The 13,152-nt window shown below is 64.4% G+C and carries 13 protein-coding genes and 1 tRNA gene; 8 read left to right on the forward strand and 6 right to left on the reverse strand.

From position 1 onward, the window contains the following. Window positions 1-85 precede the first annotated feature (85 nt). The gene (locus E3T46_RS04460; RefSeq protein WP_241980448.1) at window positions 86-1,435 is read left to right on the forward strand and encodes an MFS transporter; all 1,350 of its coding nucleotides are present in this window, start codon (window positions 86-88) and stop codon (window positions 1,433-1,435) included. A 38-nt stretch (window positions 1,436-1,473) separates the two neighbouring features. On the opposite strand, the gene idi is transcribed toward E3T46_RS04460, so the two are convergent. Together idi and E3T46_RS04470 are read right to left on the reverse strand one after the other, a co-directional pair. Continuing rightward, window positions 1,474-2,031, reverse strand: coding sequence for an isopentenyl-diphosphate Delta-isomerase (gene idi, locus E3T46_RS04465; RefSeq protein ID WP_241980449.1), 558 nt, complete (start codon window positions 2,029-2,031; stop codon window positions 1,474-1,476). Window positions 2,032-2,152: 121 nt separating this feature from the next. Continuing rightward, complete coding sequence (locus E3T46_RS04470; protein ID WP_255454004.1) at window positions 2,153-2,875, reverse strand: phosphocholine cytidylyltransferase family protein; 723 nt, start codon at window positions 2,873-2,875, stop codon at window positions 2,153-2,155. Window positions 2,876-3,870: 995 nt separating this feature from the next. On the opposite strand from E3T46_RS04470, the gene E3T46_RS04475 reads away from it, so the two are divergent. The 3 genes from E3T46_RS04475 to E3T46_RS04485 all read left to right on the forward strand — a co-directional run bounded on the left by E3T46_RS04475 (window position 3,871) and on the right by E3T46_RS04485 (window position 6,553). Then, window positions 3,871-4,656, forward strand: a complete 786-nt coding sequence (locus E3T46_RS04475) for an ABC transporter ATP-binding protein (RefSeq protein WP_241980465.1) — start codon at window positions 3,871-3,873, stop codon at window positions 4,654-4,656. Continuing rightward, window positions 4,632-6,206: a hypothetical protein gene (locus E3T46_RS04480; protein ID WP_134577604.1), complete on the forward strand. Its 1,575-nt coding sequence runs from the start codon at window positions 4,632-4,634 to the stop codon at window positions 6,204-6,206. Before E3T46_RS04475 ends, E3T46_RS04480 begins: the two co-directional genes overlap by 25 nt. Before the next feature lie 62 nt (window positions 6,207-6,268). Continuing rightward, window positions 6,269-6,553, forward strand: coding sequence for a DUF3039 domain-containing protein (locus tag E3T46_RS04485; RefSeq protein WP_092449385.1), 285 nt, complete (start codon window positions 6,269-6,271; stop codon window positions 6,551-6,553). Between the two features lie 18 nt (window positions 6,554-6,571). Here E3T46_RS04485 and E3T46_RS04490 read toward each other — a convergent pair whose 3' ends face one another. Next, on the reverse strand, window positions 6,572-7,843 hold the full coding sequence (locus E3T46_RS04490; RefSeq protein WP_241977625.1) for a nicotinate phosphoribosyltransferase: 1,272 nt from the start codon (window positions 7,841-7,843) through the stop codon (window positions 6,572-6,574). Between the two features lie 162 nt (window positions 7,844-8,005). On the opposite strand from E3T46_RS04490, the gene murI reads away from it, so the two are divergent. From murI to E3T46_RS04510, 4 genes are read left to right on the forward strand one after another with little or no spacing between them, the layout of a single operon-like run. Further along, entirely contained in the window at window positions 8,006-8,863 is an 858-nt protein-coding gene (gene murI / locus E3T46_RS04495) for a glutamate racemase (protein ID WP_104132669.1), read from the forward strand. Window positions 8,864-8,872: 9 nt separating this feature from the next. Further along, entirely contained in the window at window positions 8,873-9,607 is a 735-nt protein-coding gene (gene rph / locus E3T46_RS04500; RefSeq protein WP_104132668.1) for a ribonuclease PH, read from the forward strand. 3 nt (window positions 9,608-9,610) lie between these two features. Beyond that, complete coding sequence (gene rdgB / locus E3T46_RS04505) at window positions 9,611-10,201, forward strand: RdgB/HAM1 family non-canonical purine NTP pyrophosphatase (protein WP_092449379.1); 591 nt, start codon at window positions 9,611-9,613, stop codon at window positions 10,199-10,201. 59 nt (window positions 10,202-10,260) lie between these two features. Further along, a complete protein-coding gene (locus E3T46_RS04510; protein WP_134577605.1) occupies window positions 10,261-11,169 on the forward strand; it encodes a cation diffusion facilitator family transporter in 909 nt (302 codons plus the stop codon). A 33-nt stretch (window positions 11,170-11,202) separates the two neighbouring features. Here E3T46_RS04510 and E3T46_RS04515 read toward each other — a convergent pair whose 3' ends face one another. From E3T46_RS04515 to E3T46_RS04525, 3 genes are all read right to left on the reverse strand, one after another. Then, complete coding sequence (locus E3T46_RS04515; protein WP_134442688.1) at window positions 11,203-11,940, reverse strand: VTT domain-containing protein; 738 nt, start codon at window positions 11,938-11,940, stop codon at window positions 11,203-11,205. Between the two features lie 136 nt (window positions 11,941-12,076). Continuing rightward, window positions 12,077-12,158, reverse strand: a tRNA-Leu gene (locus E3T46_RS04520). Window positions 12,159-12,173: 15 nt separating this feature from the next. Continuing rightward, window positions 12,174-13,127, reverse strand: a complete 954-nt coding sequence (locus E3T46_RS04525) for a LysR family transcriptional regulator (RefSeq protein WP_198419107.1) — start codon at window positions 13,125-13,127, stop codon at window positions 12,174-12,176. Window positions 13,128-13,152: the final 25 nt, after the last annotated feature.

The following is a 13,152-nucleotide window of genomic DNA, read 5'->3' on the forward strand; positions in this document are numbered from 1 at the left end:
ACGCGCGTAAAGTATTTGTTGATTGTGCTGGTCCAAGCGAAGTGGAAACCCTGTGGCCGAAGTTCCGGCAAATGTGAATCGAGCAGTGCCCGCGAACGTCCCGGCACGATGGACGCGTACGGCGCGATTAGACGCCCTGCCGTTTACGCGCGAGCATCGCCGCCTGTTGGTCGGCTCCGGCCTGGGCTGGGCGTTGGACGCCATGGACGTGGGACTGATCTCGTTCGTTTTGGCCCAATTGGCGGTGCAATGGAACACAACCGACGTGGAATTGTCCTGGATCGCTTCCGCAGGTTTCGTCGGCATGGCCGTAGGCGCCGTTCTCGGTGGGCTCCTGGCCGATCGCATCGGACGACGCCAGGTCTTTGCTCTGACCCTCCTCGTCTACGGCCTGGCGACGGGAGCATCCGCTCTGTCCGGATCGGTGGCCGTGCTGATCGCCTGGAGATTCCTCGTGGGGCTGGGTCTCGGAGCCGAGCTTCCGGTCGCTTCGACGCTGGTCAGCGAGTTTGCGCCGCCACGAATTCGCGGTCGCATCATCGTGCTGCTGGAATCGTTCTGGGCAGTTGGCTGGACCATCGCGGCCGTGATCGGATATCTCGTGGTGCCGTCGTCGGAAAACGGATGGCGCTGGGCCCTGGCCGTCGGCGCTGCACCGGCACTGTACGCCATGTTCGTGCGCCTGGGCCTTCCGGAATCGGTTCGTTTTCTCGAATCGCGGGGGAGATTTGTGCAGGCAGAGTCAACCGTTCGCCGATTCGAACGCTCGGCCGGAGTAGCGGTGGCACACCCAGAATTGAACCCGTCCGATCGTGACAGGCCAGATCGACGAGCTCGCACGGGGGGCTTGGCCGCTTTGTGGTCGCCGGGGCTGCGTGGCCGCACCGCCGCCCTGTGGTTGGTCTGGTTCTGCGTGAACTTTTCTTATTACGGTGCTTTCATCTGGTTGCCTACCCTGCTGGTCGCCTCCGGCTTCTCTCTGGTACATTCCTTCGGCTATACGCTGATCATCACGGTGGCGCAGCTTCCTGGCTATGCCGCATCGGCCTATCTGATCGAACGGTGGGGGCGGCGCAGCACCCTTGCTGTGTTCCTGATCGGCTCAGCTATTTCGGCTGCCCTGTTTGGCACCGCAACCGACGCCAGCCAGGTGATCGCGGCCGGTATGCTGCTCTCGTTCTTCAATCTGGGCGCGTGGGGCGCGCTCTACGCCGTGACGCCGGAAGTGTATCCCACTCGCATTCGGGCAACTGGAGCTGGGTGGGCGGCTGGCAGCGGTCGAATCGCCGCTATCGTGGCGCCACTGGCCGTTCCCATACTGCGCGAGACCGGCGGAACCGGGTTGTTGTTCACTGTTTTCGCGGCATTTTTCGTGGTCGCCGCGCTCGGTACCTTCGGGCTCCCCGAGAAACGAGGCCAGGCTCTGAACGATTGATGTTGCTCGGCCGAGCTGTTGGCGAGTGCCGAAACGATTTAGACCTGCGGAAAGAGCAGCGGGAGCTGCAGAGTCAGCCACGGGCTGAACGCCCACGGCGTGGCACGCACCGCCAGGAAGAGGTCGTCGAGAGGCACCCACCGCCATTCCATGACCTCGTCGGCTCGCGGCGCAACGGGCGTCTGGGTCACTGCCGTGAACACCGGGCAGATTTCGTTCTCCACGATTCCGGACGCATCGATCGCACGGTAGCGAAAATCAGGTAAAGAGAGGGTGAGTTCGGTCAGTTCGATGCCGAGTTCGTGGCTGGCCCGGCGCAGCGCCGCATTCGCCAGAGTCTCACCGGGCGCCGGGTGACCGCAGAAAGAATTGGTCCACACGCCGGGCCAGGCTTTCTTGGTCAGCGCACGGCGGGTGACCAAAATGCGCTCGTTCTCATCGAAGACGTGGCAGGAGAATGCCAGGTGCAGCGCGGTATCACGGTCGTGCACGAGCGCCTTGTCGGCCGTGCCGATCGGCGTTCCGTCCTCGGCAACGAGCACCACGGTCTCTCCTGCCAGAACATCCCGATCATCGGTTATGGAATTGTGCGCCACGTCTGTCCATCCTCTGAATTTTCCTACGTCAAATCTACGCCAGCGGCGCGCAAACTATGTTGAGGCACCAGAAAACCCCCACGCCGAGGCGCGGGGGTTCGGTCGGGCCATGTGGTGTCGGTTAGACGAACAAGTTCGCGCGCTCGAGGTCTTCGGCGAAATCCACCTCGACGGCGTAGAAGTCGGAGATGTTCACCGGCTCCACCAGCATGCGGTTCTGCTCGATCGCAAGCTCAATGCCGCGCTCGAAGTAGTCCTGGTCGGCTACCTTGCTCAGCTGGCGGATCAGCGTCGCCTTGTCGGCACTCGACACGTAGTTGATGCCGACGGCTTCGCCGAGTCCGCCCTTGACAGTCTTGGACAGCTCCTTGATATAGCCCTCGGCGCTCGTCGTGTACTTGACCTCTTCATCGGACACCTTGTCGGTGTTCACGGTGACGAAGGACTGGTCGCGGGCCATCATGGCGGCCGCGCGGTCGAGAATGGCCGGGTCGAAGACGACGTCACCGTTCATCCAGAGCACGCCGCCCGACTTCGACGCCTGCAGGGCACGCAGCAGGCTTTTCGACGTGTTGGTCTGGTCGTATTCTTCGTTGTAAACGAAGGATGCCTGTGGGAACGCTTCGATGATGTGCTCGAGCTTGTAGCCGACGACGATGGTGACCTTGGCGGCTTTGCCGAAGGCGTGGGCGATGTTGTCGAACTGCTGCTGCATGATGGTGCGGCCATCGTTAAGTTCGGTGAGCGGCTTCGGCAGCGAGCGTCCGAGGCGGCTGCCCATGCCGGCGGCCAGAATAACGACCTGCGTCTTGACCGACTGCGTCTTACCTGCCTGTGTCGTCACGATTATCTCCTCAAGAATGGTTGGGGCTACGCCTGAAAACCCACTCGCTTGCGAAGAGTTTGCTTAGGATTCACCCACATGTTCACGTAAAGACACACCGTTATGTCAATCTCACCATAACCCGTCGGGTCGTTCCGCGGGCAGAAACGTCGCAGCACGTGTCCATTTCGTGACCCGGCATGGAGCGTACTCACAGGTTGAAATGGCTGTCAAGCGGCCTTCCGCGCCCTCAGGTCGGTGGTCCTTGGTAGGTTAGCTGAGTGACTTTTGTGCCGCTCGACTCCGAACCTGACGACGAATCTGTAACTGTCACTTCCGCTGAATCGAAAGCGCCGAACGCCGTGGAACGAAAGATCGTGGAACTCAACTCCGCGGGTCCGGCGGCAATTGAGTCAGCTCTCGTCAAACCCGCCACGCTGGAACCTCCTGTTCCGAAGCCGGCTGCAGGTAAGCCTGCCGCGCGTAAACCTGCCGTGCGTAAACCAGCTGTACGCAAGCCAGCCGCTGGGGCATCGGCTGCGGCCACGGCTAAGAAATCGACCGCGCCTGGACCGAACGCATCAACCTCCTCCGACACAACGGACACAACGGACACAACGGCCACAACGGCCAAGCCGATCGCACGCAAGCCGGCTGCACGTAAACCGACCGTGCGCAAGCCGGCGGTTCGAAAGGCATCCGTCCCCGCGTCAACGACCGCTCCGGCACCATCCGCGGCCACGACGTCGTCGCTCGCCAACAGCGCGACCGACGAAACGACTCGTCCCTATGCGACGCGCGATGCGCTCCAGGACCGGCTCCGCACCGCTGCGCCCACAGACCCGCCCGCGCCGGATCCCCAGACCGAGGTTCCAGTCGAGCTAGAGCCACAGACCGAGGTTCCAGCCGAGCTTCAAACGGCGCCCCAATCAGCGCCCAAAACGGCACCCAGGACGGCCCCGAAGGCGGCCCCGAAGGCCGGACCGAAGGCGAGCCTGAAGGCACAACCGAAGTCCGTGCCCGCATCCGTGGCCAAGCCGGCCCCGATTGTGATCGAGGCCCGTGGCCTGATCAAACGCTTCGGACAGACCATCGCGGTTTCCGACCTCAACCTGACTGTTCGTGCCGGGTCGTTCTATGGCATCGTCGGACCGAACGGTGCCGGCAAGACCACGACCCTGTCCATGATCACCGGGCTGCTTCGGCCGGCAGCCGGAACCGTCACCGTGCACGGAATCGACGTGTGGAAGCGACCCAACGACGCCAAGCGCGTCATCGGGGTGCTGCCCGATCGGCTTCGGCTGTTCGATCGGCTGACCGGGGCGCAGCTGCTTTATTACGCCGGCACGCTCCGCGGGCTCGACAACGACACTGTGCGTACCCGGTCGGCGGATTTGGCCGCGGCGTTCGGCCTCGAGGACGCACTCAACCGGCTGGTCGCCGACTACTCCGCCGGCATGACCAAGAAGATCGCCCTGGCCTGTGCCATGATCCATTCCCCCCGCGTACTCGTGCTCGATGAACCCTTCGAGTCGGTCGACCCGGTTTCCGCGGTCAACGTCACCGAAATTCTGCAGAAGTATGTTGCTGCCGGCGGCACCGTCGTGCTGTCCAGCCACGGTATGGATCTGATTCAGCGGGTCTGCGATCACGTCGCGATCATCGTGCAGGGGCGGGTCCTGGCGGCCGGCACCGTTGACGAGGTGCGTGGTCAGAAGACGCTCGAAGACCGGTTCGTTGAACTCGCCGGTGGGCGCAAGGTGGCGGAGGGCATGGAATGGTTGCACAATTTTTCGGATTGAAACTCCGGCTGCTCGCTAACCTGTTTCGCCGGAGTCCCTGGCAGGTCGTCGGCCTGGTCGTCGGCCTGCTCTACGGGCTCGGCGTTGCCATCACTCTTCTCGTCGCCCTGATCTCCCTGCGATTCGTCGGTGACCCGGTTCTGATTCGTGATTCGCTCATCGTGGCCGGATCGGTGGTGGTGCTGGGCTTTCTGCTCATCCCGATCGTCGCCGGAATCGACGACAGCATGGACCCACGCAAGTTCGCCTTCCTGGGCATTCCGAATCGTTCCCTGTCGCTGGGCCTGGCAGGGTCGGCTCTCATCGGTGTTCCGGCCGTCACTCTGAGCATTGTCCTGCTCGGCACGGTGTTCACCTGGTCGCGTGGCGTGGGCCAGACGCTGCTCGCGCTCGTCTCAGCCGGGCTCATCTTGGCCACCTGCATTCTGTTGTCGCGAGTGAGCGCATCCCTCGCAGCGTTTCTGCTCTCCACCCGGCGTTCGCGAGAATTCACCGGCCTCATCGGAGTCGTCGTGCTGGTCATGATTTCCCCGGTGGTCGTGGTGCTGATCAGCACGGACTGGGCCCGGCACGGCCGTACCTTGCTCGGCACGCTCGCCTCAATTCTGGGCTGGACGCCGCTCGGTGCAGCCTGGGCAGTGCCCGGGGACGCCTCCACCGGTGCCTGGGGCCCGGCCATTCTCAAGCTCGTCATCGCTGCAGCGTCGGTCTACACCCTGTGGTTGATCTGGCAGCTGGTCGTGGCGCGTATGCTCGTGTCGCCCGGTCGCGAAGCGGCAGCGAAGCAGTATTCCGGGCTGGGCTGGTTCGACCGCATGCCGCACAACGCCGTCGGCGCCATCGCCGCGCGCACCTTCACTTACTGGGCCCGTGACTCGCGCTACTGGGTATCGCTCATCATGATCCCGATCGTTCCGATTATCGCGGTCCTGCCACTCATTATCGCCGGTGTGCCCGTGCACTACCTCGCCCTGGTCCCGGTGCCGCTCATGTGCGTCTTCCTCGGCTGGACTATGCACAACGACGTCGCCTACGACAGCACGGCCATCTGGCTGCACGTTGCCTCCGGTACGCGCGGGGTAGCCGACCGCATCGGTCGGCTTGTTCCCGCATTGGTCATGGCCATCCCCGTTATCGGTATCGGGTCGGCCATCAGTATCTGGTTCTACGGAGACTGGACGGTGCTGCCGTCCATGCTGGGAGTGAGCACCTGCATCCTCCTGGCCGGTCTGGGTTTTTCGAGCTACACCTCGACGAGGTTTCCGTACCCGGTCACGAAACCTGGCGACAGCCCGTTTGCGCAGCCGCAGGCCTCCGACACGGCAGCGGCTCTGGTGCAATCGTTGACCTTCACCGGCTCGATTGTTCTCGCGCTGCCCGCGCTCCTGTTCGCGTACCTGGGAATTACCGCGGATCCGGTCTGGCATCTGCGTAGCCTGGGAGCTGGAATCGGGCTCGGCCTGCTCGCCGTGATCGTGGGAATCTGGCTCGGCTCGCGCACCTTCGAACGACGTGGACCCGAGATGCTCGCCTCCGCGCAGCGCGCCTGATCACCACCTACCTGATCACCCCGTGCCAGCCCAGCCGGCCCGAGATTGCTTAGACTGGTGCCATGACTGAATTTCGCGCGAGCATTGCAGAACCCGGCCAGCCCGGCGGCGGAACGTCCACCCTCGACCGTGAGCTCGAAGAACTCATCAAGCAGGAGCAGCTTGAACCGGGCGACCACGAACGGTTTTCGCACTACGTCCCCAAGGACAAAATCATGGAGTCGGCCATTTCCGGCAAGCCGGTCAAGGCGCTGTGCGGCAAGAAGTGGTTGCCGGGGCGCGACCCGGAGAAGTTTCCGGTCTGCCCGACCTGCAAGGCCATCTACGAAAAGATGAAGGCCAAGTAGCAGGTAGTCCGGCCGCAGCTATCGGTACGAGGTCGGAATAACAGCCTCACCGCGCCCGAGCCGAAACGCTTCAATCGGCAATTCCTGCATAACGGATGCATTATGCGCGCGAGCGCGCAGCGTCCCGGCAGATCCCAGGTAACGTTCGTCGACGGTGCCGCCTTCGATGAGGGGCACGAGGAGTGTTCGTTCCAGTCCGCTGCGGGAATCGAACTGGGCAGCGGGCCCATGGTCGAGCACGACGATTTCTTCCTGCGCGATACCGGCGCCATCCACTCGGCGCAGTGCGCTCTTGCGTCCACCGATGGACAGTTTCGCGGTTGAGGTCTTGGCAACGGAAATCCAGTCATCGCCGTGACCCTTGTGTGCGACGAGCTTGTAGACCAGGCCGGCGGCCGGCTCGCCAGAACCGGTGACCACCGAGGTACCGACGCCAAAGGCGTCGACCGGGCTGGCCGACAGGGCAGCGATGGCGAACTCGTCGAGATCGCTCGTGACCGTGATCTTCGTGTTGACCGCGCCGAGCGCGTCAAGCTGGGCGCGCGCGGCGGCCACGACGGTGGGTAGATCTCCGGAGTCGATGCGGATTGAACCGAGGTCGGGGCCAGCGACCTTGACCGCCCGGGCGATGCCGGCGGGCACGTCGTAGGTGTCCACGAGCAGCGTCGTGGCCGCACCGAAGGCATCCACTTGCGCCTGGAATGCTTCTTCTTCGCTGTCGTGCAGCAAAATAAATGAGTGCGCGGCGGTGCCCATCGTTGGCAGGCCCCACTGGCGGCCGGCTTCGAGGTTGCTGGTCGAGGCGAAGCCGGCGATGAATGCGGCGCGGGCGGCAGCGACCGCCGAATGCTCATTGGTGCGGCGTGAGCCCATTTCGGCGATCGGGCGGCCGAGGCTGACCGAGACCATGCGCGCGGCCGCGCTCGCGACCGCGATGTCGTAGTTGAGCACGCTCAAAATGAGTGTCTCCAGAATGACGCCCTCGGCGAAGGTGCTTTCCACCAGCAGAAGCGGCGACCCGGGAAAGTAGGCTTCCCCTTCCTGATAGCCCCAGACGTTGCCGCTGAAGGAGTAATTGGCGAGATAGTCCAGGGTGGGCGTGCGCACGACCCCGTTCTGCTCCAGCCAGGTCAGTTCTTCGGTTTCGAAGCGAAACTGCCGAATCAGGTCCAGCAGTCGGCCGGTGCCGGCGACGATGCCATAGCGGCGGCCCGCCGGCAGGCGCCGGGCGAAGGCCTCGAACATGCACTCGCGATCGGCGGTCCCGCTTTGGATTGCGGCGTCGACCATCGTGAGTTCGTAGCGGTCGGTTCGCAGTGCCGGTGAGTGCAGTGCCGGTGAGTGCAGTGCCGGCGTGCGGGCAGCCGGGGCGCCATCTGCAGGAACGGGGAACGTAGGGGACGGGGTCACCCGGCACAGCTTATCCGCTCGGTCGGGCTAGGCTTGATCTTCGTGACGGATGCACCGATTGGTATTTTCGATTCCGGAGTGGGCGGCCTGACCGTCGCCCGGGCGATCAAGGACCAGTTGCCGAACGAATCCATCCTCTATATCGGCGATACGGCGCACTCGCCCTACGGCTCGAAGAAGATCGCCGATGTGCGCGGTTTCGCACTCGACGTGCTCGATGACCTCGTCGCCCAGGACGTGAAACTGCTCGTCATCGCCTGCAACACGGCGTCGGCGGCCATGCTGCGCGATGCCCGCGAACGCTACAGCGTTCCGGTGATTGAAGTCATCCAGCCCGCAGTTCGGCGTGCGGTCGTGACCACGCGTAACCAGCGGGTCGGGGTGATCGGAACGGTCGGCACCGTCAACTCCCGCGCCTACAACGATGCCTTTGCTGCGGCGCCCCAAATCTCCCTGTTCAGCCAGGCCTGTCCCCGATTTGTGGAGTTCGTCGAGGCCGGTGTCACGACCGGCGCCGAGCTGCTCGCCGTCGCCGAGGAATACCTCGCACCGCTGCGCGCGGCCGAGGTCGACACCCTGGTGCTCGGCTGTACCCACTATCCGTTCCTGCGCGGCGCGATCTCATATGTCATGGGGGAGGGCGTGACTCTGGTCTCCAGCGACACCGAAACCGCCAACGACGTCTACCGGGTGCTGGTCAGCCAGGGGCTCGAACGTGGCCGCACGAGTCCGCCGACCTATCGCTACGAGGCCACCGGTGACAGCGCCGAGGATTTTCTGGCCCTCGCTCATCGCCTGATCGGCCCCGAAATCAACCGGGTCGAACTGATCGAAACCGGCGCGATCAATCTGAGCGCACTCGCATCGCCACCCTTTTCCGTCTTGAACCCGAACCACTAGGAGTACACCGTGACCGAAACCCTGCGCGCCGACGGGCGCACCAACGACGAACTGCGCCCGATCACGATCGAGCGCGGCTGGAGCGACCAGGCCGAAGGGTCGGCACTGATCTCCTACGGGCGCACCAAGGTGCTCTGCACGGCATCGTTCACCAACGGCGTTCCGCGCTGGATGAGCGGCAAGGGCAAGGGCTGGGTCACTGCCGAATACTCGATGCTGCCCCGCTCGACCAACAGCCGCATGGACCGCGAATCGGTCAAGGGCAAGATCGGCGGCCGCACCCACGAGATCAGCCGCTTGATCGGCCGCAGCCTGCGCGCTGTCGTCGATATGAAGGCGCTGGGCGAGAACACCCTGGTGCTCGACTGTGACGTGCTGCAGGCCGACGGCGGCACCCGCACCGCGGCCATCACGGGCGCCTACGTTGCCCTCGCTGACGCGCTCGAGTGGGGTCGCAGCAAGAAGTTCATCTCGCAGAAGGCGCAGCCGCTCATCGACAGCGTCTCGGCCGTGTCAGTTGGCATCATCGGCGGTGTCCCCATGCTCGATCTGGCCTACACCGAAGACGTGCGCGCCGACACCGACATGAACGTGGTCGTGACCGGTCGGGGCAAATTCGTCGAGGTGCAGGGCACCGCCGAGGCGGCACCGTTTGACCGCAGTGAACTGGACACGCTGCTCGATCTGGCGCTGAAGGGCGCCGTCACCCTGACCGAGTTTCAGACCAGCGCGCTGGGGAACTGACACGTGCAGATCGTTCTCGCCACGCACAACGCCCACAAGGTTGAAGAGCTGCGGCGCATCCTGGCCCCACAGCTTCCGGGCGTTGAGGTGCTCGCCTACGACGGCCCCGAGCCGGTCGAAGACGGCGTCAGTTTCACCGAGAACGCCCTGATCAAGGCCCGTGCTGCCGCGGCCCACACCGGGCTGCCGGCCATTGCCGACGATTCCGGTATCTGTGTCGACATTCTCGGCGGAGCGCCCGGCATCTTTTCTGCGCGCTGGTCTGGCCCGGCCAAAGACGCTGGCGAGAATCTGCGCCTGTTGCTCTGGCAACTCAGCGACGTTCCCGAGCAGCACCGCGACGCGCACTTCACCTGCGTGGCAGCCCTCGCACTGCCCGACGGCACCGAACGTGCCGTGACCGGCGAATGGCCGGGGCAGCTTCTGTTCGAACCGGCCGGCGAGAATGGATTCGGGTACGACCCGATCTTTCTGCCGGAGGGCTATGCCATCTCGGCCGCCGAACTCTCGGGGCACGTGAAAAACCAGGTTAGCCACCGGGCGATCGCCTTCGAGGGTCTCGTTCCGGTACTGCGCGAGGTGCTCGGCAGCTGATTCACCGCCAACTCGCCGGGCGGCTGGCGAGCAGCCCACCACGGCCCTAACCTTGTGCCATGGGCCACGATCACGCGCACGGCACCGGATCGAACCGGAGGCGTTTGTCGATCGCCATCGGCATCGTGGGTTCCGTGCTGGTGCTCGAGGTACTTGGAGCCTGGCTGACCGGCTCGCTCGCCCTGTTGGCCGACGCCGGGCACATGCTCTCCGACCTGTTCGGGCTCATCGTCGCGTTGACCGCCACCCTGGTCGCGGCAAGGCCAGCCACGGACCGGGCCACCTTCGGCTTTCAGCGCGCTGAGGTATTCGGCGCGCTCATCAATGGTCTGATCCTGCTCGTGGTGGCCGGTGTCGTCTCCGTCGCGGCGGTGCTGCGGCTGGTGCGCCCGAGCGACACGGAGGTGCTCGGCACTCCGATGCTCGTCGTTGCGATCATCGGTCTCGCCGCGAACGTGGCGGCTATGGTGCTGCTGCGTCCAGCCGCCGCCGGGTCGATCAACATGCGTGGCGCCTACCTCGAGGTGCTCGGTGACGCTCTCGGGTCGGTAGCTGTGATCGTCGCGGCCATCGTCATCCTCTTGACCGGTTTTGCGGGGGCGGATGCTGTCGCCTCGCTGGTCATCGCCGGAATGATCGTACCGCGCGCCTACTTCTTGCTGCGGGACGTCGTGCGGGTGTTCAGCCAGTCAACACCGGCCGACACGGACGTGTCCGAGATTCGACGCCACCTGCTCGGTGCCGCCGGTGTCGTCGCCGTGCACGACGTGCACGTTTGGGCCATTACGAGCGGCGCGCACGTGTTCACCGCCCACGTCGTCGTCGAACCGACGGTGCTCGCTGCCGGCACGGGCACCCTGCTCGACGAGCTGTCGGGGTGCCTGGCGAAGCATTTCGACGTCGCCCACTCCACCTTTCAGCTGGAACCGGCCGAGCACGCCGAACACGAAGACCAGCAGCACCGCTGAGCTGATCAGAAGCAGCTGATCAGAAGCAGCTGATCAGACCTCGTGCCGGCCGGAGTGGTTCGTGTTGAACGTGTCGGGGTCGAGCAGGTGGCTGCCGGTGGCTTCGCTGGGCCGATCGCGCAGGCGACGGGCCTTCACGACCGACTGCACGTAGTGGTACACCGTCGGGATCAAGGTGATCACGACGGCACCGATTAGGATCAGGTCGATGTAGGCCGTCACAAAATCAGCGACTGGCGGAATGTAGCCGAGAAAATAGCCTGCAAGGGTCAGCCCGGTTCCCCAGAGCAGGGCACCGATCAGGTTGTACAGGGTGTACTTGCGGTAGTCCATGTGGCCGACACCGGCGGCGACCGGGGCAAAGGTACGCACGATCGGCACAAACCGGGCCACGATGACGGCGACGCCGCCGAAACGCACGAAGAATGCATTGGTGCGGTCGACGTTTTTAATGCTGAACAAGCCGGATTCCTTGCGTTCGAAGACGCGCGGGCCGAACTTATGACCGATGAGGTAGCCGACCTCGCCGCCGAGAAATGCCGCAAAGCCGATGGCCAGTGCGACCCACCAGATGTCGATCTGAATCACGCCGGCTGCGGGGAACGCGAGTAGGCCGGTGATGATCAACAGCGTGTCCCCGGGGAGGAGAAAACCGACGAGCAATCCGGTCTCGGCGAAGACGATGGCACAGACGACGAGCAGCGCCCACGGACCGGCCGATTCGATGATCTGGGTCGGGTCGAGCCAGGGAATCAGTGCGGTGGGATTCATGCAGGGAACTCCAGTTGGCGGCGGGCATTTATCGGGTGAGTGCAGCGGATACCGAGCCCAGAGTATCGCGCAATCGTGGGAAATTGCCCGGCCGCTCCGCCCCGGCATTAGGGGGAGGTGACGCCCGATGACCGTGTGCGGGAGAGGGGACTTGAACCCCCACGCTCGAAAGCACAGGAACCTAAATCCTGCGTGTCTGCCAATTCCACCACTCCCGCCGGTGTGCTCCTAGTCTAGATGGCCAGTTGCGCGGCAGGATCTCGTTGGCCGTCGTGATGACCAAGCAACGCCGCGGCATACGATTCCATCTGGGCACGCAGGGCGCCCACCAGTGCCGCCACGGCGGGCAGCCGCAGCGATTCGGTGCGCAATACCATCCAGTACGGCAGTCGCTCCTGAAAACTTTGCGGCAGCACCCGCACCAGATCAGCGTGCTGATCGGCCATGAAACACGGCAGGAAGCCGATTCCAGCGCCGGCCCTGGTGCCCTCCACATGCACGAAGACGTTCGTCGAGCTGAGCGACTCCCGCATCTGCGGCACCAGCCGCCTGGGCGCGTCGAGATCGTCGACCTGCAGCATCGAATCCACAAAATAGACGAGCGGATGCTGCGTCAGCTCCTCCACCGTCGTCGGAGTGCCGTGCTCGGCCAGGTACGGCCGGGAGGCGTACATACCGAGGTGGTAATAGCCGAGCAGGATCGATTCGGCCCGGTGCACCTGCGGCTCACCGACCACGACCTCGATATCCAGGCCGGAGCGGTGCTGCAGGGCGCGACGTGTCACGGTGACGATTTCAACTCGCAGCAGCGGATGCCGTCGCTGCAGCGCTGCCACGGCCGGGGCGGCGATGTAGGCGCTGAATCCGTCGGTGGCCGACATGCGCACCACTCCGGACAGCTGCGGGGAATCTGTCGCGGAGCTGCGCAGCAGGGTGAGCGCCGATTCGACGCCTTCGGCCGCCGACAGGGCTCGGTGTCCGAGCTCGGTCAACTCCCAGCCGCCGACAGCGCGGGCCAACAGACGACCGTCGAGCGCCTTCTCCAGAGCGGCGATCCGCCTGGACACCGTGGTGTGGTTGAGGCCCAGGCCCTCGGCGGCGGTCGTGAAACGCCCGGTGCGGGCAACGGCCAGAAAGATCAGCAGATCATCGGGGTGTGGGTCGGTACCAGCCGGTTCAAAGGTCATATCTGCAATTATGCACACGCGCTCT

Source organism: Cryobacterium sp. Hh11 (genome assembly GCF_004404045.1).
GTDB classification, from domain to species: domain Bacteria; phylum Actinomycetota; class Actinomycetes; order Actinomycetales; family Microbacteriaceae; genus Cryobacterium; species Cryobacterium levicorallinum.

Coding starts and splice junctions, on each gene's coding strand:
- E3T46_RS04480 (WP_134577604.1), top strand. CDS start 4,632: ATGGTTGCACAATTTTTCGGATTGAAACTCCGGCTGCTCGCTAACCTG.
- E3T46_RS04485 (WP_092449385.1), top strand. CDS start 6,269: ATGACTGAATTTCGCGCGAGCATTGCAGAACCCGGCCAGCCCGGCGGC.
- E3T46_RS04490 (WP_241977625.1), bottom strand. CDS start 7,843: ATGGTCGACGCCGCAATCCAAAGCGGGACCGCCGATCGCGAGTGCATG.
- E3T46_RS04510 (WP_134577605.1), top strand. CDS start 10,261: ATGGGCCACGATCACGCGCACGGCACCGGATCGAACCGGAGGCGTTTG.
- E3T46_RS04515 (WP_134442688.1), bottom strand. CDS start 11,940: ATGAATCCCACCGCACTGATTCCCTGGCTCGACCCGACCCAGATCATC.
- E3T46_RS04525 (WP_198419107.1), bottom strand. CDS start 13,127: ATGACCTTTGAACCGGCTGGTACCGACCCACACCCCGATGATCTGCTG.